We start from the raw sequence: 21,646 nt of genomic DNA, 5'->3' as shown, positions 1-21,646 counted from the left end.
AGACAGTGAGAATAAGGAAAGAGTGGACGACGCACCAAGCCACACATGGCGCTCAGGCGCCGCTGCGTTCGCCGAAGGCGTCGTCGTCGAGCATGGCGCGGGTGAGCGTTCCGGACACGACGATCACCGCGCCCGCCGGCAGTTGCTTCGCAGCCGTGCCGAAACGCTGATGCGCTTCGCGCACCGGCGCGAACGAGCGCCGATGATGCTCGCAAGGTCCATGTTCGCGCAGCGCCGCGAGATGCTGTGGCGTGCCGTAGCCCGCATGCGCGTCAAAACCGTAGACCGGATAGGTTTGATGCAACTCCAGCAGCATCCGGTCGCGCGTAACCTTGGCGAGAATCGAGGCTGCCGAAATGCTTTTGACCAGTGCATCGCCGCCGATTATCGCCTCGCTGCGAATGCTTAGCGTCGGGCAGCGATTGCCGTCGATTTTCACGAGTGTCGGCACGACTGAGAGGCCTTCGACTGCCCGCTTCATCGCCAGCATGGTGGCGTGCAGGATGTTCAGCGTATCGATTTCTTCGACGGTAGCCGACGCGATGCAGCAAGCCAGCGCCCGGTCGACGATCTTGTCGTACAGTTCGTCACGCTTTTTGGCGGTGAGCGCTTTCGAATCGTCGAGGCCGCGAATCATTGGCTTCGACGGGTCAAAAATCACTGCCGCCGCGACCACCGGGCCCGCCAGCGGCCCGCGCCCGGCTTCGTCGACACCGCAGACGATGTCGTCCGGCGTCTCGAAGTCCAGACCGACCTGCCGCGCCGCCGCGCCTCCAGCGGTCGCAGCTTTGCGGCGTGGCGCGCGTGCAGTGCTCACGGCCGCGCCTTCCGCTTTTCGATGACGCTCGCCACGACTTCCGCCGCACGCTGCGCGGTGTTCTGCTTCAGCACGTGATGCATCTCCGTGAAGATTTCCGTCAGCGTGCGCCGGTTGGCCTCGTCGCGCAACTGTTTCAGCGTGGCCTCGGCAAGCGCCTGAGGCGTTGCGAAGTGCTGCAGAATTTCCGGCACGACGAAACGCCCCGCCAGAATGTTCGGCAAGCCGACGTACGGCAGATAGCCTTGCCGGCGCATGATCTGGCCGGTCAGCCAGGGCACCTTGTACGAGATCACCATCGGCTTTTTCAGCAGTGCGGCTTCCAGCGTCACCGTGCCGCTCTTGACGAGGATCGCGTCGGCCGCCGTCATCGCGATTTGCGACTGACCGTCGGTGATGGTCAACGCGAGACCGGGATGCGAATCGACCAGCGGCCGCAGCATTTCGCGCAATGCGGGCGTGGCCGCCGGCATGACGAAGCGCAAGCCCGGCTCCTGGTGCTGCATCATCTCCATCGCGGCAAAGAACGTCGGACCGATCAGATCGATCTCCGAGCGCCGGCTGCCCGGGAGCACCGCGATAATCGGACCGCTTTCAGCGAGGCCGAGCGTGCGGCGCGCGCCAAGCGTATCGGGTTCGATCGGTATCTCGTCAGCGAGCGGATGGCCCACGTAGGACGCCGCGACGCCCGCCTTTTCCAGCAGCGCCGTTTCGAACGGGAACACGCACATCATGTGGTCGACCGCTTTGGCGATCTTCTTGATGCGCCCGCCCCGCCATGCCCAGATGGACGGACACACGAAGTGAACGGTCGGAATGCCCGCCTCGCGCAACGGATGCTCAAGGCCGAAGTTGAAATCGGGTGCATCCACGCCGACGAACACCGACGGCGGTTCAGCCAGCAGTTGGCGTTTCAGTTCGTTGCGAATGCCGAGGATCCCGGGAATATGCCGTAGTACTTCGACATAGCCGCGCACCGTCAGCTTTTCCATTGACCAGTGGGCGTCGAAGCCCGTGGCGATCATGCGTGGGCCGCCGATCCCATAGTACTGAGTGGTGGCAGGCAGATGGCTCGCGAGGCCATCGAGCAGCGATGCCGCCAGCAGGTCGCCGGACGGCTCGCCAGCGACCATCGCCACGCGTAGCGGACTTGGGTTCAGGGCCATCGTTTAGCGGATGATGCCGCGTTGCGATGCATCGACAAACGCGAGCAGCGTTTGTACCGGTGCATCGCCATCGCCACCCGCGGACGCGAGTTCGCGCAACTGCACCTTCGCTTCTTCCAGCGACAGGCCGTTCTTGTACAGCAGGCGGTACGCCGAGCGCAGCGCCGAGATCGCGTCCGCGGAGAAACCGCGGCGGCGCAGACCTTCGACGTTGATACCGTGCGGTTCCGCCTTGTTGCCGGCGGCAATCACGAACGGCGGAATATCCTGCACGAGCGCCGACGCGCCGCCCAGCATCGAATGCTCGCCGATGCGCACGAACTGATGCACGCCCGACATGCCGCCGACGATCGCGTGGTCGCCGATGGTCACGTGGCCGGCCATCTGCGCATTGCTCGACAGAATGACGTTACTGCCGACGTGACAGTCGTGACCGATGTGCACGTAGGCCATGATCCAGTTGTCGTCACCCAGCGTGGTGACGCCCGCGTCCTGCACCGTACCGGTGTGGATCGTGGTGAATTCACGGATCGTGTTGCGGTTGCCGATCACGAGCCGGGTCGGCTCGTCCCGATACTTCATGTCCTGCGGACGGCCGCCGACCGATGCGTAGTGGCCGATCCGGTTGTCTTCGCCGATCGTGGTGTGACCTTCGATCACGCTGTGCGAACCGACCGTGGTCCGTGCGCCGATCGTCACATGGGCGCCGATGACGGCATATGGTCCGATTTCGACGGATTCGTCGACTTGTGCGCCCGGTTCGACGATCGCAGTGGGATGAATCCTGCTCATGCGTCCTCGCTTCTGATTCTGTTGCGTTGTCTGGATGGGCCTAGGTGGAGCTTGCAGCGCTCAAGGGAAGCCGCTGACTGCCCGGACTCCGATCTTTAAGCGTCTTTATCCGTGTGCCGCACGGCGCACATCAGGTCGGCTTCCGCCGCCACGACACCATCCACTTCGGCGCGCGCCTTGAACTTCCAGATGCCGCGCATGTGACGCTCGAACGTGCAGTTCAGGATCAGCTGATCGCCCGGTTCCACCACGCGCTTGAAACGCGCATTGTCGATGCCCACGAACAGATACAGCGTGTTCGACGGATCGCTCGGCTCTTCCGAAAACGTCAGCAGGGCCGCCGTTTGCGCGAGCGCTTCGAGGATCAGCACGCCGGGCATCACCGGACGGGTCGGGAAGTGACCCTGAAAATACGGCTCATTGATCGACACGTTCTTCAACGCTTTGATGCGCTTATGCGGCTCAAGTTCGAGCACCCGGTCAACCAGCAGGATCGGGTAACGATGCGGCAGCAGCGCGAGAATCTTGTGAATGTCGAGATTGATTTTTTCGGTGCTCATGGTGTTTCTACTCACGCATTGTCTGCGCGATGATGACTGCGGATGCTGGTGCAGGTGGGTTGGTAACGCGCGCTGCCGGCGCTTGCCGAGACCGGCGGCCACGCCACCCGGTCACGGCAACCGACTTTGCTTCCTGATGCTTGCCCGCCATTTTACGCGGTGCCGGCAGGTTGCCCTACGGATTGGCCCAATATCTCAGGTTTTGTCGCTTGCGGAATGGCTTGCTGTGCCGGCTGGCTTGCCTGCCGACGCGGCATTTTCGAGCGCCTTGATCCGGTCACGGAGTTTGTCGATGTTACGCAGCAAGGCGGCGCTCTTGTTCCAGTCCAGATGATTCACTGCCGGGAACGCGCTGGTGTACATGCCGGGCTTCAACAACGACTTAGACACGCCTGACTTCGCCGTGACGATCACATAGTCTGCCAGCGTCACATGACCGGCAATCCCGACCGCGCCGCCGATCATGCAGTGACGGCCAATTGTCGTGCTGCCCGCGATGCCCGCGCAGCCGGCGATCACCGTGTAAGCGCCGACCTTGCAGTTGTGACCGATCTGCACGAGATTGTCGATCTTCACGCACTCTTCGATGATCGTATCGGCCATGGCGCCACGGTCGATCGTCGTGTTCGCGCCGATTTCGACGTCTGCCGCGATCGACACACCGCCGACCTGCGGAATCTTCACCCAGCTGCCGGTACGCGCATCGCCTTCGCCCACAAAATCCGGCGCGAAGCCAAAACCGTCCGAACCGATCACCGCGCCCGCGTGCACGATCACGCGCTCGCCGAGCTTGCAGCCGTAATACACCGCGACATTCGGATACAGATGCGAGCCTGCACCGATCCGTGTGCCGCGGCCGATCACCACGTTGGCATCCAGGCGCACGTTTTCGCCGATCACCGCGCCCGCTTCCACCGTGACGTGCGGACCGATCACAGCGCTCGCGGCAATTTGCGCGGACGGGTCGATGGTTGCACTCGGATGTACGCCGGGCACCGCCTTCGGTGCGGCCATGTCGATGAAGGTTTGCGCGACGCGCGCGAAGTAAGCGTACGGATTCGGCGTGACGATGAAGTTGCGCGCGGCATGCAAATGCGCGGCCTGCAAATGATTCTCGCCGAGGGCGAGTTTCGCGAGATCGTCGGCGTTGATCAATACCGCGCCCGCACGGGTTGTCTCGACTTGTGACAGATACTTCGGATTGGCGAGGAATGCCAGCTGGTCCGGACCTGCCTGGTCGAGCGGCGCCAGACTGCTGACGCGCCGCGAACCATCTCCGACTACTTCACCGCCGAACTGTTGGACGATGTCCTCGAGCGTAAATGCCATGCCTATCCTGTCTCCTGTGTCGACCAGAGTTAGCGCTTCAGCCCTTACTCCGATCCCATGCAAGATGGTTGCTGCAAACTCAGTCCAACTTGTCAGTTCTACGGCGCCGCGCTGCGATCCGCCAGCCGGCAACCCAGCGCGCGCGTTCAGTTACCCGAGGCCGCGAGTGCCTTGAGCACCTGATCTGTAATGTCGATGCGCGGGCTCACGTACACCGCTTCCTGAACGATCAGGTCGTAGTGCTGTTGCTCGGCGATCTGCTTGATCACCTTGTTGGCCCGGTCGAGCACCGCGGCCAGCTCTTCGTTACGGCGCTGGTTCAGGTCCTCGCGAAACTCGCGTTGCTTGCGCTGAAAGTCCGTATCCAGCTGCGACAGATCGCGCTGCTTCTGCGCGCGATCGGCGGCCGACATCGACGCGCCGTTCTTGTCGAGCGAGTCGGACATCGACTTCAGCTTCTGCGCCATATCGGCCAGATCCTTGTCGCGCTTGGCGAACTCCGCCTCGAGCTTGACCTGTGCAGCCTTCGCGGCAGCCGATTCACGCAGGATACGGTCCGAATTCACCGCAGCGATCCTGGCTTCCTGCGCGTGCGCTACCCCCGCCACGCCAACACCCAGCGTCATTGCCAGCGCAAACGCACACGCCACACGTTTCGAAAACATACCGGTTAGCAAAGTCATCCTCTCGATACTGTAGTTTGGCCGGGCCCGCCGCCTGAAGCCACTCGCGGCCGGATCGCCGGCCGCCGGATCAGAATGCCGTCCCGATCTGGAACTGGAACTTCTGATACTGGTCGCCGGTGTGCTTCGTGAGCGGGAAGCCCAAGCTGAGCTTGAGCGGACCGATCGGCGAGATCCACGCAAGACCGACACCATAGCCGTAACGCAGGCCGTTCGCGCCAATGCTGTTGCCCTCCGTGCCCCAGACGTTACCGCCGTCGAGGAACGTGAAGACACGCAACGTACGGTCGTAGCCCGTGCCCGGCAGCGGGAACGTCAATTCGATGTTACCCACCAGGAGCTTCGAGCCGCCGATCGGGTCGTTGGTCTTCGCGTCACGCGGACCCAGCGAGCTCGGCTCATAGCCTCGCACCGAACCGATACCGCCCGCGTAGTAGTTCTTGAAAATCGGGTATGGCTTGCCGCCAAGGCCGTTACCGTAACCACCCTGGAAGTTGAAGCCCAGCACGAAACCACGCGAGAACGAATAATAGTACTGCGCGTTGATGTCGGCCTTGTAGTACTGCGTGCCGCCGATCGGCGTGCCGTATTCGGCGTTCGCCTGCGTGAAGTAACCGCGGCTCGGCACCAGTGCGCTGTCACGCGCGTCGCGTGACCAGCCCACCGTGATCGGCACGTTGTTCGACACACGGCCGAACTCATGCACGTAGTCGATATAGCTTTGCGGCGTGTTCGCGTCGATGTCCAGCTGGTTCTGCTCGAGGCCGGCGCCGAAGTACACCGTGTCAACTTCGGAGAACGGAATACCGAACTTCAGGTCGCCACCGATCGTGACGATCTTGAAGCTCGAATCCGTCGAGTAGTACAGCGGCTGGTACGTACGGTAGTACACGTCGGTAATCCGCTTGATGCCGTCGACCGTGAAATACGGGTCAACCTGCGTGACCGTCAAGGTACGGTACGTCTTGGCGGTATTCACGTTCACCGAGAGACTCGTACCCGAACCGAACACGTTGTCCTGCGACACACCGGCGGAGAGCACCACCTTGTCGGTCGACGAGAAGCCCGCGCCCAGCGTGATCGCGCCGGTCGGCTTTTCGGCCACCTTGACGTCCACATCGACCTGGTCCGGCGTGCCTTCGACCGGCACCGTGGTCACGTCGACATCGGTAAAGTAGCCGAGACGGTTGATCCGGTCTTTCGACAGCGCGAGGCGGTTCGAATCGAACCACGAGCTTTCGAGCTGGCGCATTTCGCGGCGCACCACTTCATCACGGGTGCGCGTGTTGCCGACCACGTTGATGCGGCGCACGTACACGCGGCGGCTCGGATCCACTTGCAGCGTCAGGTCGACCTTGTGGTGTTCCTGATCGATCTGCGGCTGTGCATTGACGGTGGCGAACGCGTAGCCATATTCGCCCAGCTTGTCGACAATCGCCTTGGTGGTAGCTTGCAGCTTTTCAGCCGAGAAGCGGTCACCCGGTTTGATCTTGATGAGCTTGTTCAACTCCGGCTCGCGATCGAGCAGGTTACCGGCCAGCTTGATGCTGTTGATCGTATACGGCTCGCCTTCGTGCAGCGTGACCGTCAGATACATGTCCTTCTTGTCCGGCGTGATCGACACCTGGGTCGACTCGATGTTGAACTCGAGGTAGCCGCGATTCAGGTAATACGAGCGGACATTTTCGAGGTCGCCGGTGAGCTTGTCTTTCGCGTACAGGTCGTTCTTCGTGTACCACGAGAACCAGTTCGGCGTGGACAGCTGCATTTCGTCGCGCAGCGTACCCGTGCTGAACGCCTTGTTGCCGATGAAGTTGATCTGGCGGATCTTCGCGCTCGGACCTTCAGCCACCGAGAACAGCACCGACACGCGGTTGCGGTCGATCGGCGTGATCGTGGTGGTGACTTCGGCGGCATAGTAGCCACGCGTCAGGTATTGGCGCTTCAGTTCCTGCTCGGCCTTGTCGACGAGTGCCTTGTCGTAGTAACGGCCTTGCGACAAACCGACCGCGCGCAGCGCCTTGGTCAGGTTTTCCTTGTCGAACTCGTGAATGCCGGCGAAGTCGATCGTGCCGATGGCCGGACGCTCCAGCACCTGCACGATGACGACATTGCCTTCGGTCGCGATCTTGACGTCGTTGAAGAAGCCCGTGGCGTACAGCGCGCGAATGGCTTCAGAAGCCTTGTCGTCGCTAAAGGTGTCGCCTTGCTTGATGGGCAGGTACGCGAACACGGTACCGGGTTCGACGCGTTGCAACCCCTCGATCCGGATGTCTTGCACCACGAAGGGCGTCGTTGCGTGAGCAACCAGCCCATGCGCGGCGAATGCCGCGGCTATAACCGTCTTTGGAACAAAGCGATGAGGTTTAAACAACGTGCTTCCCCAGTGTGTATAGCTGCATCAGGTCGGACGGTCGCCATCGTGAACGCCGCCAGACACTTTAAAAATGGATTAAACGAGCCAGATCGTTGAACAGCGCAATCGCCGACAAAGCGACGATGCAGGCGAGACCCGCCCTCTGAAAAACGAGTTGCCAGCGATCAGAGACAACTTTGCCGGTTACAGCTTCAACCAAATAATATAACAGATGCCCACCGTCCAATACCGGAATTGGTAACAGGTTCAGTACGCCGAGGCTAATACTGACAAGGGCCAGGAACGACAGGAATGCAGAAGGACCTAGACGTGCGCTCTTTCCTGCGTAATCGGCGATCGTGACGGGACCGGAAAGATTCTTCAGCGAAGCCTCGCCAACAATCATTCGCCCGAACATGCGCACCGAATAGACAGCGAGATCCCAGGTACGGCGTGCGCCCAGTTGCAGACTTTCGATCGGCCCGTAGCGCACGTCGATCGACGGCACCTGGGTGGCGAGTTCCGCACCGATCCGGCCGATCTGCTGACCCGTTGCGTCATCACGCTGCGACTGCGGGACGATACGAACGTCTTCCAGCTTGCCCGCCGCCTGCCCACCACGCTCGACCTGCAGCGTCACGGGCTTACCGGCGTGCGATTTTACATAAGCGATGAAGGCCGTGGCATTGTCGGTAGGAACACCGTCCACCGCCCGCAGACGGTCACCCACGGCAAGCCCTGCCTTTTGCGCCGCGCTATCCGGCTGCACGCCCGCGACCGTCAGCTTGCCGCCACCCGGCTCGAAGCCGAGATGCGACATAAAGTCGTCGTCGACGTCTTTCTCGGTGATACCGCGCAGGTCCAACTGGAAATCCGACGTGCCGTGGGCATCTTTTGCGCTCAGCACGACACGCTTGTGATCGAATGCCGCGCCGAGCAGTTTCCAGCGCAGGTCCGACCAGGAGCGCACGCGCTCGGATTCACCAGCGTTCTCGGCACGCACAGCAACGATGGTTTCACCGCCGTCGAAACCGGCCGACGCCGCCGGCGTATTTGGAGCAGGCGCAGCAACCACAGCCGCCGGCTCCGTCACGCCGGTGGCGAACACGAGGGCAAACAGCACGATGGCGAGCAGGAAGTTCGCGATCGGACCGGCCGCGACAATCGCGATACGGCGCCACACCGACTGCCGGTTGAACGCATGCGGCAAGGCTTCAACGGGAATCGGCGCGCCGCCTGTTTCGCGCTCGTCGAGCATCTTCACGTAGCCGCCCAGCGGCAGCGCGGCAATCGTCCATTCGGTGCCCGTCTTCGCGCTCACCCATTGGAACAGCGGCTTGCCGAAGCCGATTGAAAAGCGCAACACCTTGACGCCGCACAAACGCGCCACGCTGTAATGTCCGTACTCGTGGACGACCACGAGTACGCCAATCGCGACCGCGAAGGCAAGCAGTTCGATCAGCAGGTTCATAGGCGCCTCACTGGACGGCGCGTTCCGTGCGACGGGCGCCGTCCGGCAGACGCGCGATGAAGCCGGCAGCGGCGCGGCGTGCAGCGGCGTCGGCCTCGATCACGTCTTCGAGCGCGTGCGCGCTGCGGTTCGGCAACGCGTTGAGTACGGCATCGACGACCTGAGCGATCGCCATAAAACCGATCTGGCGCGACAGGAATGCTTCAACAGCGATTTCGTTCGCCGCATTCAGTGCCGCGCTCGCCAACCCACCCTCGGCCAACGCCTTCACCGCGAGCGCGAGACACGGGAAGCGTGTGTAATCCGGCTTTTCGAACGAAAGCGACGCGACCTGCAGCAGATCGAGTTGCGCCACGCCCGAATCGACGCGATCCGGAAACGCCAGTGCGTGCGCGATCGGCGTGCGCATGTCGGGGTTCCCCAATTGCGCGAGTACCGAGCCGTCGACGTACGACACCATCGAATGAATCACGCTTTGCGGGTGAATCAGCACTTCAATGCGCTCGCCCGGGAGATTGAACAGCCAGTGCGCCTCGATCACTTCAAGGCCTTTGTTCATCATCGTGGCCGAGTCGACCGAAATCTTACGGCCCATTACCCAGTTTGGATGCTTGCAGGCTTCGTCAGGCGTGACGTCGACCAGGGTGGCCGGTTCGCGCGTGCGGAACGGCCCGCCCGATGCGGTCAGGATGATCTTCGAGACGCCACCGTGCAGTTCGGCTTCGCGCGGCAGGCATTGGAATATTGCGTTGTGTTCGCTGTCGACCGGCAGCAGCACGGCGTTGTTGTCACGTACCGCGTCCATGAAGATCGCGCCGGACATCACCAGCGCTTCCTTGTTGGCCAGCAGAATGCGCTTGCCGGCGCGCGCGGCAGCCAGGCTCGGCGCAAGGCCTGCCGCGCCAACAATTGCCGCCACCACCGTATCGCAGCCATCGCTCTTCGACACGTCGACGAGCGATGGCTGCCCGTAGGTGACTTCGGTCTTGCAGCCCGCTTCGCGCAGCTTTGCCGCGACGCTCGCGGCGGTATCGGCGTCGCCGACCACCGCGGCTTCAGGCCGAAAGCGCAGGCATTGCTCGACGAGCTTGTCGCCGTTGCGATGCGCCGTGAGCGCGAAAACCGAAAAGCGCTCGGGATGACGCGCGACGACGTCGAGCGTGCTGTCTCCAATCGAGCCCGTGGAACCGAGCAATGTCAGACGTTTTTGCATATCTCTTTCTCTAGCCTAGCAGCAGCATGGCAAGCGGCAGCACCGGCAACAATGCGTCGATGCGGTCGAGTACGCCACCGTGCCCAGGCAACAGGCCGCTTGAATCCTTCACTCCGGCCTGGCGTTTCATCATCGATTCGAACAGGTCGCCCACCACGCTGAATGCCACCAGCAGGGTCAAAGCGAGCAGCGTACGTACGGCGCCTAATTGCGCCAGCAGCGCAGAATACAGGGTCGGCTCGAACGCATGTAAAAAAACCGCAGCAGCGGCGACGATCATCACGGCCAGCCAGCCGCCGATCGCGCCCTCCCAGGTCTTGCCCGGACTGACGGCGGGCGCCAGCTTGTGCTTGCCGAAAGCCTTTCCAGAGAAGTATGCGCCGATATCGGCCAGCCATACCAGGAGCAGCAGCGACAGCACAAATGGCACGCCCTTCATGCGCGCGGCGACGAGAGCATGCCAGCACGCGACGAATACCACAATGCCGGCCGGGAATAGAAAAGCGCGCCAGGCGCCTTGCGCGAGGGCCGGCTTACGCAGAAGCACATACGGACCCGCGATCACCCAGAAAATAGCGGCCGCCTGAAACAGCGGTCGGGGCTCCTCGACGCCGGTGCCGAGACGTGTACTCGCAACCAGCGCGACGGCGGCCACCAGTGCATAAATGACCGGGCCCGCGCCGCCCAGCTTCAGCAGGCGCGCCCATTCCCACGCTGCGAACACGACGACGAAGGCGATCAGCGCGCCGAACGCGCCCACCGGCGCGAACAGCGTGACCGGCAGGAAGATCGCCAGCAGGATGATCGCCGTGATGACACGGGTTTTTAGCATGGAAGCGAATCGACGTTCTGCGATTGCGGCTCGAGTTGAGCACTGGTGCGGCCGAAGCGGCGCTCACGCTCCGCGTAGGATGCGATGGCGTGGCCGAGCGCGTCGGCGTCGAAATCCGGCCAGAACGTGTCGGTGAAGTAGAACTCGGTGTAGGCAAGTTGCCACAGCAGGAAGTTGCTGACACGGCGCTCGCCACCGGTGCGGATAAAGAGGTCCGGCTCCGGCGCATAAGCCATCGACAGGTGTTCGGCGAACGAGTCCTCGTTCACCTCGACCGCCTTGCCCGCCAGCGCCGATTGCTCGGCGAGCTTGCGGGTGGCCTGCATGATGTCCCACCGCCCGCCATAGTTGGCGGCGATGGTCAGCGTGAGACGGGTGTTGCGCGCGGTTTTGGTTTCCGCGCGCTTGATCAGATCGCGAATCCGCGTATCGAATCGGGACAGATCGCCGACCACACGCAGACGGATGCCGTTCGCGTGCAGCTTGCCGATTTCGCGCTCCAGCGCGGTGACGAACAGGCGCATCAGGAACGACACTTCGTCGTTCGGGCGGCGCCAGTTTTCCGAACTGAAGGCAAACAGCGTCAGGTATTCGACGCCCTGCCGGGCGCAGGCTTCGACGGCCGCACGCACTGCGTCGACGCCGCGCGTATGACCGGCCACGCGCGGCAGACGGCGCTGGGTCGCCCAGCGGCCGTTGCCGTCCATGATGATCGCGATATGTCGCGGCACCGCGGCGACATCAGGCACGCGCACGGTTGAGCTGGTATAGGTCATGGCCGTCGGGACAGTGACTGCAAAAAAGAAGTAGAAACCTTGAAGGTGCTGAGCCGGTCGCGGCGTCAGACCGTCATGATCTCGGCTTCTTTGGTCACTACCAGTTTGTCGATTTCCGTGACGAACTTGTCCGTCAGTTTCTGAACGTCGTCACCTGCACGGCGCTCGTCGTCTTCCGAAATTTCTTTGTCTTTCACGAGCTTTTTCAGTTGCTCGTTTGCATCACGGCGCAGGTTACGAACAGCGACCTTGGCCGTTTCCGCTTCGCTCTTGACCACTTTGGTCAGTTCGCGGCGGCGTTCTTCGGTCAGCGCAGGCATCGGCACGCGGATCACGTCGCCTTGCGTGGCCGGGTTCAGACCGAGGTCCGACTCGCGAATCGCCTTTTCGACGACCTGGACCATCTTCTTTTCCCACGGCTGCACGCCGATCGTGCGTGCGTCGATCAGCGTCAGGTTCGCGACCTGCGAAATCGGCACCGGCGAACCGTAGTAATCGCACTGGATGTGATCGAGCAGGCCCGTGTGTGCACGGCCCGTGCGGATCTTCGACAGGTCGTTCTTGAACGCGTCGATGGAACGCTGCATCTTTTGTTCAGCGCCCTTCCTGATATCAGCCACAGACATTTTTAAACCTCCGAACCTTCAAAACGGTGCGAACCGGCCAGCGCGCGCACTATGCGGCGGCCTGGGCTCGCGTTAAAGCCCACGTTATGTGAACGAGAGTTTACACGTGGACGAGGGTGCCCTCGTCCTCGCCCAATACGATGCGCTTGAGCGCACCCGGCTTGACGATCGAGAACACCCGGATCGGCAGCTTCTGGTCGCGGCACAGCGCGAACGCCGTGGCGTCCATCACCTGCAGATTGCGGCCGATCGCTTCGTCGAAGCTGATCGTCGCGTAACGGGTCGCGCTCGGATCCTTCTTGGGATCGGCCGAATAGACGCCGTCCACTTTGGTAGCCTTCAGCACGACTTCCGCGCCGACTTCCGAGCCGCGCAGCGCGGCGGCCGTATCCGTCGTGAAGAACGGATTGCCGGTACCGGCCGCGAAAATCACGACTTTGCCTTCTTCGAGCTGGCGAATCGCGCGGGGGCGGATGTACGGCTCGACCACCTGGTCCATGCGCAGCGCGGATTGCACGCGCGCTTCGATACCGGCGTGGCGCATTGCGTCCTGCAGCGCCAGCGCATTCATCATGGTGGCCAGCATGCCCATGTAGTCGGCCGTGGCGCGATCCATACCGGCCGCGCCGCCCGCGACGCCGCGGAAAATATTGCCGCCGCCGATCACCACGGCCAGCTGCGTTCCGAGACGGACCACTTCGGCCACGTCCGCTACCATTCGTTCGATGGTTGCGCGATTGATGCCGAAGGCATCGTCGCCCATCAGAGCTTCACCGGAGAGTTTGAGCAGGACGCGTTTATAGGCAGTGGGCATAGGGGTATCCAGATCGCGCAGAACAGGGCAACAACAAGGGACTAATGTAGGGGTGAAATACTGATTCGGGCAAGCGTCGCCAAATTGACGAACCCTGGGATTCGCCAGCGGCGTGCGCCACGAGGATCAACCCGCGCGCTGCCTTGCGGCGCTGCCGACCGCGGCAAAGTCTTGCTCCGCCGCGGGTCCAACGGTACTAACCGAAACTTAAGCGATGCTTATTGCTGCTTTGCAGCAGCGACTTGAGCCGCCACTTCAGCCGCGAAGTCGTCCTGCTTCTTCTCGATGCCTTCGCCGACCACGAACAGCGCGAACTTCTGCACGCTCGCGTTGCCAGCCTTCAGCATCTGTTCGATCGTCTGCTTGTCGTTCTTAACGAACGTCTGGTTCAGCAGCGACACCTCCTTCAGGTACTTCTGCACGCTGCCGTCGACCATCTTGGCGACGATTTCAGCCGGCTTGCCCGATTCAGCAGCCTTCTGCTCGGCAATGCTGCGTTCCTTGGCGATCAGATCCGCCGGCACGTCGTCCGACGACAGCGAAACCGGCTTCATGGCGGCGATGTGCATTGCCACGTCCTTGCCGATCTGCTCGTCCGCGCCGGTGTACTCGACCAGCACGCCGATACGGGTGCCGTGCAGGTATGCTGCCAGCTTGTTCGCCGTGTCGAAACGCACGAAACGGCGGATCGACAGGTTTTCACCGATCTTGCCGACCAGTGCGAGGCGCACTGCGTCAACCGTCGAGCCGTCGAGCGGCAGTGCCGACAGCGCAGCCACGTCAGCCGGGTTTTGCGTAGCGACCAGTTCAGCGATCGTCTTCGAGAAGGTCAGGAAGTCGTCGTTCTTCGAAACGAAGTCGGTTTCGCAGTTCAGTTCGACCAGCGAACCCGCGTTGCCGCCGATGAACGATGCGACCACGCCTTCAGCCGTCACGCGCGACGCTGCCTTGCTGGCCTTGTTGCCCAGCTTGACGCGCAGCAGCTCTTCAGCGCGCGCCATGTCGCCGTCGGCTTCCGTCAGCGCCTTCTTGCATTCCATCATCGGCGCGTCGGTCTTTGCGCGCAGTTCTGCAACCATGCTTGCGGTAATTGCCGCCATCATTTGCTCCTTGAGTTCCGTCTGTCACACGCCGCCCGGACTTCGATACCGGCGGCAAGAATTCGTTTCAACATCGCACGCATTATTTACGAGCCATGTTTCAGCCACTGCTCACAGCACACCACTACTTTGTCGCGGCTTAAAAAAAGGGGGCCTGTAGAGAGCCCCCTTTTTTGCCGGACACGGGGCAGCCTTACGCTTCCGGGTTGACCTCGACGAACTCGTCGCCGTCACCGCCACGGGCAGCTTGCACCACTTCATTGACCGAGTTTGCACGGCCTTCGAGGATCGCGTCAGCCACGCCAGCCGTGTACAGAGCGACAGCCTTGCTGGCGTCGTCGTTACCCGGGATCACGTAGTCGATGCCTTCCGGCGAGTGGTTCGTGTCGACCACGGCGATGACCGGAATACCGAGCTTGTTAGCTTCGGTAACGGCAATCTTGTGGTAGCCGACGTCGACCACGAAGATCGCGTCCGGAATACCGCCCATGTCCTTCACGCCGCCGATCGACTTTTGCAGCTTGGCCATTTCGCGCTCGAACAGGAGCGCTTCTTTCTTGCTCATGCGTTCGGTTTCGCCAGCTTCCAGCGATGCTTCCATATCCTTCAGGCGCTTGATCGAAACCTTCAGCGTCTTGAAGTTGGTCAGCATGCCGCCGAGCCAGCGTGCGTTGACGAAAGGCATGCCAGCGCGCTGTGCTTCTTCAGCGATCGTATCGCGCGACTGGCGCTTCGTGCCGACGAACAGGATCGTGCCGCGATTCGCTGCCAGTTGACGCGCGTACTTCAGCGCGTCGTTGTACATCGGCAGCGTCTTTTCGAGGTTGATGATGTGAATCTTGTTGCGATGGCCGAAAATGAAGGGGGCCATCTTCGGGTTCCAGAAGCGCGTTTGGTGACCGAAGTGGACACCGGCTTCCAGCATTTGACGCATGGTAACTGCCATGAAATTCTCCGCGAGGGTTAGGTCTTAAGCCGGCTGCCGTATCTGCCGCGCCGCCAGTTGCATTTTCTGGCTGAACGCGACGGACACCCTGGGTGCGCCGGCTTGCGAGTCTGCTGCCTTGGTGCTGCCTACCCCGTAGCGCAGGCAACTATCGCTACGAGAAGCCTCCCCTGCCAGTTAGTGCCCGTCCGCCCATTAGAACAGCGGATAAAGCAACAAAATAAGACAGAGATCGACTTAGCCAAAGATTATAGCACGCGCCTATAGGCCGACTCAACCCGCCCGGTAGCTCCTGTTTGCCGCTGGCGGTTGCACCCGGGCGCTTGCCGCCGGCCTCGGCAAGGCAAACGCAGGCACCGGCAAGCCACCGCAAACACGAGGACAAAAGGCGCCAACCCTCTCGCAAAACCCTGCGGCGGGTGGAATATGGTGCGATAATCTTGCAATAAATTGCATTTCAGGCCCGACTCATGGCTATTACGCTCAAAAACGAACACGATATCGCGCAGATGCGCGTCGCCTGCAAGCTTGCTAGCGAAGTGCTCGATTACATTACGCCGTTCGTCACGGCCGGCATCACGACCGGCGAACTCGACCGGCTGTGTCACGAATACATGCTCAAGGAACAAGGCACGGTTCCGGCGCCGCTGAATTATCAGCCGCCCGGCTACCCGCCTTACCCGAAAGCCACCTGCATTTCGGTCAACGACGTGATCTGTCACGGCATTCCGGGCGATAAGACACTGAAGAACGGCGACGCGCTGAATATCGACGTCACGGTGATCAAGGAAGGCTATTTCGGCGACACCAGCCGGATGTTCATCGTCGGTGAAGGCTCGATCATGGCTAAACGCCTCGTGCAGACCACCTTCGAATGCATGTGGCTCGGCATCGATCAGGTGCGCCCGGGCGCCCATCTCGGCGATATCGGCTACGCCATCCAGAAACACGCCGAAGGGCAAGGCTACAGCGTGGTCCGCGAATATTGCGGCCACGGCATCGGCACGGTGTTCCACGAAGACCCGCAGATTCTGCACTACGGCCGTCCCGGCACCGGGCTCGAGCTGCAGACGGGCATGATCTTCACGATCGAACCGATGATCAACGCCGGTCGGCGCGACATCCGCACCATGCCGGACCAGTGGACCGTCAAGACCAAAGACCGCAGCCTGTCGGCACAGTGGGAGCACACCGTGCTCGTCACGGAAACCGGCTACGACGTGCTGACCGTTTCGGCCGGCACGCCCGCGCGTCCGCCAGTTGTCGCGGCCACGGCCTGACCGACTTCCGACCTCACCCGCCCGCCAATGAGTAGTGTTCCAGCCGTCGCCCAATCCCATGCCACGTCGCTCAAGGCGGACTACAAAGTGGCCAAAGCCCAGTTGCTGGAACGCTTCAAGACCGCCTCCAACGTCGACTCGCTGATGGCGGCGCTCGCGCGCGCCACAGACGAGTCACTGCGCGCCGCCTGGAACACCTGTGGGCTGCCGCCCGAACTGGCGCTGCTGGCCGTCGGCGGTTACGGGCGGGGCGAACTCGCGCCGCATTCCGACATCGACATTCTGGTTCTGCTGCCCGACGCGCCAATCGAGCATCTCGAAGCGCGCATCGAACGCTTTATCAGCCTCGCATGGGATTTGGGGCTCGAACTCGGCAGCAGCGTGCGCAGCGTTGCGCAGTGCGTCGAAGAGGCCGCCAACGACGTCACCGTGCGCACCTCGCTGCTCGAGGCGCGGTGCATTACGGGGAGCACCACGCTCTTCGACAACTTTGTTGAGCGCTATCGCGAAACGCTCGACCCGCGCGCGTTCTTCCAGGCCAAAGTGCTGGAAATGCGTCAGCGGCACGCCAAGTTTCAGGACACGCCGTATTCGCTCGAACCGAACATCAAGGAGAGTCCGGGCGGTCTGCGCGATCTGCAACTGATTCTGTGGATTACACAGGCGGCCGGTTTCGGCAGTAGCTGGCGCGAGCTCGAGGCACGCGGCCTGATCACCGAGCGCGAAGCGCGCGAACTGCGCCGCAACGAAGGCTTTCTGAAAACGCTGCGTGCCCGGCTGCATGTGATCGCCGGCCGCCGCCAGGACATCCTGGTATTCGACCTGCAAACGCCAGTAGCCGAAAGCTTCGGCTACCAGCCGACGGCCACCAAGCGCGCCAGCGAACAGCTGATGCGCCGCTATTACTGGTCCGCCAAGGCCGTGACGCAGCTCGCCACGATCCTGATCCAGAACATCGAAGCGCAGCTTTTCCCCAACACGAGCGGCATCACGCGCGTGCTGTCGGACCGTTTCGTCGAGAAGCAGGGCATGCTGGAAATCGCCAGCGACGACGTATTCCAGCGCGAACCGAACGCGATCCTCGAGGCGTTCCTGCTCTACGAGCAGACGCCGGGCGTGAAGGGTTTGTCGGCGCGCACGCTGCGCGCGATCTACAACGCCCGCGACGTGATGGACCAGCATTGGCGGCGCGACCCGGAAAACCGGCGCCTGTTCATGGACATCCTGAAGCAGCCGGCCGGCATCACGCACGCGCTACGCCTGATGAACCAGACCAGCGTGCTCGGGCGCTATCTGCTGAACTTCCGGCGCATCGTCGGACAGATGCAGCACGACCTGTATCACGTCTACACGGTCGATCAGCACATCCTCATGGTGTTGCGCAATCTGCGCCGCTTCGCGGTAGCCGAGCACGCGCACGAATATCCGTTCTGCAGCCAGTTGATCGCCAATTTCGACCGACCGTGGGTGTTGTACGTGGCGGCGCTGTTTCACGACATCGCCAAGGGCCGCGGCGGCGACCATTCTACGCTCGGCATGGCCGACGCGCGGCGCTTCTGCCGCAGCCATGGCATCGAGGGCGAGGACGGCGAACTGGTCGTCTGGCTGGTCCAGCAGCATCTGACCATGAGCCAGGTCGCGCAGAAACAGGACACGAGCGACCCCGAAGTCATCAAACGGTTTGCCGAACAGGTTGGCAACGAGCGCCGGCTGACTGCCCTTTACCTGCTGACCGTGGCCGACATTCGCGGCACCAGCCCGAAAGTCTGGAACACTTGGAAAGGCAAGCTGCTCGAAGACCTCTACCGCGCAACTCTGGCGGTGCTCGGCGGCGCGCGGCCTGACGCGCACTCCGAACTGAAGTCGCGCCAGGAAGAGGCGTTGGCCCTGCTGCGCCTCGAAACCGTGCCGGAAGGCGCGCAGAAGGCGCTGTGGGACAAGCTGGACATCGGCTACTTCCTGCGCCACGACGCGGCGGATATCGCATGGCAGACCCGCGTGCTGTACCGCCACGTCGAGACCGCGACGCCGATCGTGCGGGCGCGTCCTTCGCCGATCGGTGAAGCGCTTCAGGTGCTGGTGTATGTGAAAGACCAGCCTGATCTGTTCGCCGGCATTTGCGCGTATTTCGACCGCAATGGCTTGTCAGTGCTCGATGCACGGGTCAGCACGACCCGTCACGGGTATGCGCTCGATAATTTCCTCGTCGCGCATACCGAAGAAGACGTGCATTATCGCGATATTGCCAATCTGGTCGAACAGGAACTGACCGCACGCCTCACGGGTGACGGCACCCTGCTCCCAGGACCGTCGAAAGGCCGTTTGTCACGGCTGTCGCGGACCTTCCCTGTTACGCCGCGCGTCGATCTTCGGGCCGACGAACGCGGCCAATACTACATCCTGTCCGTGTCTGCGAACGACCGGCCAGGCCTTCTTTATTCAATCGCGCGCGTGCTGGCCGAGCACCGGGTCGGCGTCGCGTCGGCGCGGATCAATACGCTCGGCGAACGCGTCGAAGACGTGTTCCTGCTGGATGGACACGGCCTGTCGGACAACCGTCTGCAAATTCAGGTCGAGACCGAGCTGCTGCGCGCGATTGCAGTGTGAGATTTCATGCGAGTCAAATTAACAGCCAAGCACCCGCGGCCGGCTTCGTCCGAACGCGCCCCTGTCCGTACCGGAAGCACCTCGGCGCGTAAGCCGACGCGCCCGGCCGGGCCGAAGCCGTCCACGTCGACGGCGGGTTTTAGCGGGGCGCGGGGTGCAGGCGCTGGCGCAGCGGGTGGTGGCAAGCGGCCGGCGGGCGCAGGTAAGCCGGCAGGCGCCGGTGCGCGTGCACCGCGGGCTGAAGGATCGTTTTCCCGTGAGCGGGATGCGGGTGGTGCAGGCGCTGCGCGCCGGGCACCGTCGGATCGGCCGCCGCGGCGTGAAGGGGCCGGTGGTGCGCCGCGTCGCTTTGAGGGCAGCGGTGATCGCGCTCCGCGTCGCGACGATAGCGAGCGTGCGCCGCGGCGTGCTGATGGTGAACGCAGCCAAGGCGCGCCGCGCCGCTTCGAGGGCGGCGGTGATCGCGCTCCGCGCCGGGACGATGGTGCGCGTGCGCCGCGCCGGTTTGAAGGTAGTGGCGATCGTAGCGAACGTGCTCCGCGTCGTGCTGATGGTGAACGCGGGCAAGGCGCACCGCGCCGGCTTGAGGGCGGCGGTGATCGTGCTCCGCGTCGGGACGAGGGCGCTCGTGCGCCTCGCCGGTTTGAAGACGGTGGCGATCGCAGTGAACGCGCACCGCGCCGCTTCGAAGGCGGCGGTGATCGTGCTCCGCGTCGGGACGATGGCGACCGTGCTCCGCGTCGCTTTGAAGGCGGTTCGGATCGTGGGCGAGCGCAGTCAAGGTGCGCCCCGGCGGTTTGAAGGCAGCTCGGACCGTAGCGAACGTGCGCCTCGCCGCTTCGAAGGCAGCGCAGACCGCAGCGAACGCGCACCGCGCAGCTTCGAAGGCAATCGCGCCCCACGCCGCGACGACGGCGAACGCCGCTCGTTCAGCGGCCCACGCCCGGGCACAGGCCGCCCGTCTGAAGACCGCCCACGTGGCGAGCGTCCTGCGCGCGACGCCTCGGATCGGCCTCGCTTCGGCAGCGATCGCGGCGCACCGCAAGAACGCCGTAGCGGCGAGCGCGGACCGCGCAGCGACAGCGCACCGCGCCGTTTTGAAGGCGAACGCGGCTCGTCCGAGCGTGGCGAGCGTACTTTCGCAAAACCCGTCAAGAGCGGCTACGGCGACCGCACGGATCGTCCGGCGCGCGCGCCGCGCGACGAGCGCGGCGAACGGGCACCGGCCAAACGCGAATTTGGCGATCGTCCGGCGCGTGCCGGCGAGCGTAGTGAACGTAATGACCGTGGCGAACGCCCAGCTCGCAGCTTCGACAAGGCGCTGCCGGCCGCCGGCCGCCGCTTTGGCGATGACACCCGCCCGGCCCGCGCCGACAAGCCGCGTGGCCCCACACCGGCAGCCAGAGCCGAACGCGACACCGATGCCGCCCCGCGCACGCCGCGCCGCGATTACGAAGACGCACCGGGCACCGTGCGCCTGTCCAAACTGATGTCGGAGCTCGGCATGTGCTCGCGCCGCGAAGCCGACGAGTGGATCGAAAAAGGCTGGGTGCTGGTCGACGGCGAGCGGATCGACACGCTCGGCACCAAGATTCGTCCGGACCAGCGCATCGAGATCGATCCGGCCGCCGAAGCCGCCCAAGCGAGCCAGGTGACGGTCCTGATCCACAAGCCTGTGGGCCTTGTATCGGGCCAGGCGGAAGACGGCTACCAACCGGCGATCACGCTGGTCACGCCGGAAAATCGCTGGGAAGGCGACAGTTCCGACATCCGCTTCTCGGTCTCGCATCTGCGCCAGCTCGCGCCGGCCGGTCGCCTGGACATCGATTCGACGGGCTTGCTGGTGCTGACGCAGGACGGCCGCATCGCCAAGCAGCTGATCGGCGGCCATTCGGAGATCGACAAGGAGTATCTGGTGCGCGTGGCGTTCGGCGAACACACCACCGACGTCGAAAGCCACTTCCCGCCGGAAAGCCTCGCGCTCTTGTGCCACGGCCTCTCGCTCGACGACGTGCCGCTGAAACCCGCACAGGTCAATTGGCAAAACGGCGAGCAACTGCGTTTCGTGCTGCGCGAAGGCAAGAAGCGCCAGATCCGCCGGATGTGCGAGCTGGTCGGCCTCGAAGTGATCGGCCTGAAGCGCGTACGGATGGGCCAGGTGATGCTGGGTGCGCTGCCGCCGGGCCAATGGCGCTATCTGTCGGCGGACGAGTCGTTTTGATGCCGGGAGCCTGACGCTCGAACAGTGAAAAACTCACGGTGCCCGCGCCGTGATGTT

18 protein-coding genes are annotated in these 21,646 nt (G+C 63.0%); 3 read left to right on the top strand and 15 right to left on the bottom strand.

Going from position 1 to position 21,646, the window contains the following annotated elements:
* Nucleotides 1-52: 52 nt before the first annotated feature.
* From rnhB to rpsB, 15 genes are all read right to left on the bottom strand, one after another.
* Nucleotides 53-817: a ribonuclease HII gene (gene rnhB / locus B0G76_RS07410; protein WP_120291320.1), complete on the bottom strand. Its 765-nt coding sequence runs from the start codon at nucleotides 815-817 to the stop codon at nucleotides 53-55.
* Nucleotides 814-1,983 (bottom strand): lipid-A-disaccharide synthase, encoded by a 1,170-nt coding sequence (gene lpxB / locus B0G76_RS07405; protein WP_120291318.1) that lies wholly within the window; start codon nucleotides 1,981-1,983, stop codon nucleotides 814-816. The genes rnhB and lpxB overlap by 4 nt, the downstream gene beginning before the upstream one ends.
* A 3-nt stretch (nucleotides 1,984-1,986) precedes the next feature.
* Complete coding sequence (gene lpxA / locus B0G76_RS07400) at nucleotides 1,987-2,775, bottom strand: acyl-ACP--UDP-N-acetylglucosamine O-acyltransferase (RefSeq protein WP_120291316.1); 789 nt, start codon at nucleotides 2,773-2,775, stop codon at nucleotides 1,987-1,989.
* Nucleotides 2,776-2,870: 95 nt separating this feature from the next.
* Nucleotides 2,871-3,335 carry a 3-hydroxyacyl-ACP dehydratase FabZ gene (gene fabZ / locus B0G76_RS07395; protein ID WP_120291314.1) on the bottom strand — a complete coding sequence of 155 codons (465 nt, stop codon included), beginning with the start codon at nucleotides 3,333-3,335 and terminating at the stop codon, nucleotides 2,871-2,873.
* Between the two features lie 195 nt (nucleotides 3,336-3,530).
* Nucleotides 3,531-4,664: a UDP-3-O-(3-hydroxymyristoyl)glucosamine N-acyltransferase gene (gene lpxD, locus B0G76_RS07390; protein WP_120291312.1), complete on the bottom strand. Its 1,134-nt coding sequence runs from the start codon at nucleotides 4,662-4,664 to the stop codon at nucleotides 3,531-3,533.
* 146 nt (nucleotides 4,665-4,810) lie between these two features.
* A complete protein-coding gene (locus tag B0G76_RS07385) occupies nucleotides 4,811-5,347 on the bottom strand; it encodes an OmpH family outer membrane protein (protein ID WP_183082010.1) in 537 nt (178 codons plus the stop codon).
* A 70-nt stretch (nucleotides 5,348-5,417) separates the two neighbouring features.
* Nucleotides 5,418-7,721: an outer membrane protein assembly factor BamA gene (bamA, locus tag B0G76_RS07380; RefSeq protein ID WP_120291308.1), complete on the bottom strand. Its 2,304-nt coding sequence runs from the start codon at nucleotides 7,719-7,721 to the stop codon at nucleotides 5,418-5,420.
* A 67-nt stretch (nucleotides 7,722-7,788) separates the two neighbouring features.
* A complete protein-coding gene (gene rseP / locus B0G76_RS07375; protein ID WP_120291306.1) occupies nucleotides 7,789-9,174 on the bottom strand; it encodes an RIP metalloprotease RseP in 1,386 nt (461 codons plus the stop codon).
* Nucleotides 9,175-9,181: 7 nt separating this feature from the next.
* Complete coding sequence (locus B0G76_RS07370) at nucleotides 9,182-10,387, bottom strand: 1-deoxy-D-xylulose-5-phosphate reductoisomerase (protein WP_120291304.1); 1,206 nt, start codon at nucleotides 10,385-10,387, stop codon at nucleotides 9,182-9,184.
* Between the two features lie 10 nt (nucleotides 10,388-10,397).
* The gene (locus B0G76_RS07365; RefSeq protein WP_120291302.1) at nucleotides 10,398-11,219 is read right to left on the bottom strand and encodes a phosphatidate cytidylyltransferase; all 822 of its coding nucleotides are present in this window, start codon (nucleotides 11,217-11,219) and stop codon (nucleotides 10,398-10,400) included.
* On the bottom strand, nucleotides 11,213-11,995 hold the full coding sequence (uppS, locus tag B0G76_RS07360) for a polyprenyl diphosphate synthase (protein ID WP_028199369.1): 783 nt from the start codon (nucleotides 11,993-11,995) through the stop codon (nucleotides 11,213-11,215). Before uppS ends, B0G76_RS07365 begins: the two co-directional genes overlap by 7 nt.
* Nucleotides 11,996-12,060: 65 nt before the next feature.
* Entirely contained in the window at nucleotides 12,061-12,621 is a 561-nt protein-coding gene (gene frr / locus B0G76_RS07355) for a ribosome recycling factor (RefSeq protein WP_054035184.1), read from the bottom strand.
* Nucleotides 12,622-12,721: 100 nt separating this feature from the next.
* Nucleotides 12,722-13,435 carry a UMP kinase gene (pyrH, locus tag B0G76_RS07350; protein ID WP_028199371.1) on the bottom strand — a complete coding sequence of 238 codons (714 nt, stop codon included), beginning with the start codon at nucleotides 13,433-13,435 and terminating at the stop codon, nucleotides 12,722-12,724.
* Between the two features lie 218 nt (nucleotides 13,436-13,653).
* On the bottom strand, nucleotides 13,654-14,535 hold the full coding sequence (tsf, locus tag B0G76_RS07345; RefSeq protein WP_120296252.1) for a translation elongation factor Ts: 882 nt from the start codon (nucleotides 14,533-14,535) through the stop codon (nucleotides 13,654-13,656).
* A gap of 193 nt (nucleotides 14,536-14,728) precedes the next feature.
* Complete coding sequence (rpsB, locus tag B0G76_RS07340; protein ID WP_120291300.1) at nucleotides 14,729-15,481, bottom strand: 30S ribosomal protein S2; 753 nt, start codon at nucleotides 15,479-15,481, stop codon at nucleotides 14,729-14,731.
* 470 nt (nucleotides 15,482-15,951) lie between these two features.
* Between rpsB and map the strand changes: the two genes are divergently transcribed.
* From map to B0G76_RS43540, 3 genes are all read left to right on the top strand, one after another.
* Nucleotides 15,952-16,761: a type I methionyl aminopeptidase gene (map, locus tag B0G76_RS07335; RefSeq protein WP_012433449.1), complete on the top strand. Its 810-nt coding sequence runs from the start codon at nucleotides 15,952-15,954 to the stop codon at nucleotides 16,759-16,761.
* A 27-nt stretch (nucleotides 16,762-16,788) separates the two neighbouring features.
* The gene (locus B0G76_RS07330; RefSeq protein WP_120291298.1) at nucleotides 16,789-19,368 is read left to right on the top strand and encodes a [protein-PII] uridylyltransferase; all 2,580 of its coding nucleotides are present in this window, start codon (nucleotides 16,789-16,791) and stop codon (nucleotides 19,366-19,368) included.
* Nucleotides 19,369-19,522: 154 nt separating this feature from the next.
* Nucleotides 19,523-21,589 carry a pseudouridine synthase gene (locus B0G76_RS43540; protein WP_409076701.1) on the top strand — a complete coding sequence of 689 codons (2,067 nt, stop codon included), beginning with the start codon at nucleotides 19,523-19,525 and terminating at the stop codon, nucleotides 21,587-21,589.
* Nucleotides 21,590-21,646 lie beyond the last annotated feature (57 nt).

Origin of the sequence: Paraburkholderia sp. BL23I1N1, assembly GCF_003610295.1 — a bacterium.
Lineage (GTDB): Bacteria > Pseudomonadota > Gammaproteobacteria > Burkholderiales > Burkholderiaceae > Paraburkholderia.
Note: the sequence above shows the minus strand (reverse complement) of the source record. Positions and strands in the feature narration are given on the sequence as shown.

Excerpts from the sequence above, each read along its gene's own strand:
- lpxB (WP_120291318.1), bottom strand. The coding sequence starts at position 1,983 with ATGGCCCTGAACCCAAGTCCGCTACGCGTGGCGATGGTCGCTGGCGAG.
- lpxA (WP_120291316.1), bottom strand. The coding sequence starts at position 2,775 with ATGAGCAGGATTCATCCCACTGCGATCGTCGAACCGGGCGCACAAGTC.
- B0G76_RS07365 (WP_120291302.1), bottom strand. The coding sequence starts at position 11,219 with ATGCTAAAAACCCGTGTCATCACGGCGATCATCCTGCTGGCGATCTTC.
- rseP (WP_120291306.1), bottom strand. The coding sequence starts at position 9,174 with ATGAACCTGCTGATCGAACTGCTTGCCTTCGCGGTCGCGATTGGCGTA.
- B0G76_RS07385 (WP_183082010.1), bottom strand. The coding sequence starts at position 5,347 with ATGACTTTGCTAACCGGTATGTTTTCGAAACGTGTGGCGTGTGCGTTT.
- map (WP_012433449.1), top strand. The coding sequence starts at position 15,952 with ATGGCTATTACGCTCAAAAACGAACACGATATCGCGCAGATGCGCGTC.
- frr (WP_054035184.1), bottom strand. The coding sequence starts at position 12,621 with ATGTCTGTGGCTGATATCAGGAAGGGCGCTGAACAAAAGATGCAGCGT.
- fabZ (WP_120291314.1), bottom strand. The coding sequence starts at position 3,335 with ATGAGCACCGAAAAAATCAATCTCGACATTCACAAGATTCTCGCGCTG.
- lpxD (WP_120291312.1), bottom strand. The coding sequence starts at position 4,664 with ATGGCATTTACGCTCGAGGACATCGTCCAACAGTTCGGCGGTGAAGTA.
- tsf (WP_120296252.1), bottom strand. The coding sequence starts at position 14,535 with ATGGCGGCAATTACCGCAAGCATGGTTGCAGAACTGCGCGCAAAGACC.
- B0G76_RS07330 (WP_120291298.1), top strand. The coding sequence starts at position 16,789 with ATGAGTAGTGTTCCAGCCGTCGCCCAATCCCATGCCACGTCGCTCAAG.
- pyrH (WP_028199371.1), bottom strand. The coding sequence starts at position 13,435 with ATGCCCACTGCCTATAAACGCGTCCTGCTCAAACTCTCCGGTGAAGCT.
- B0G76_RS07370 (WP_120291304.1), bottom strand. The coding sequence starts at position 10,387 with ATGCAAAAACGTCTGACATTGCTCGGTTCCACGGGCTCGATTGGAGAC.
- rpsB (WP_120291300.1), bottom strand. The coding sequence starts at position 15,481 with ATGGCAGTTACCATGCGTCAAATGCTGGAAGCCGGTGTCCACTTCGGT.
- uppS (WP_028199369.1), bottom strand. The coding sequence starts at position 11,995 with ATGACCTATACCAGCTCAACCGTGCGCGTGCCTGATGTCGCCGCGGTG.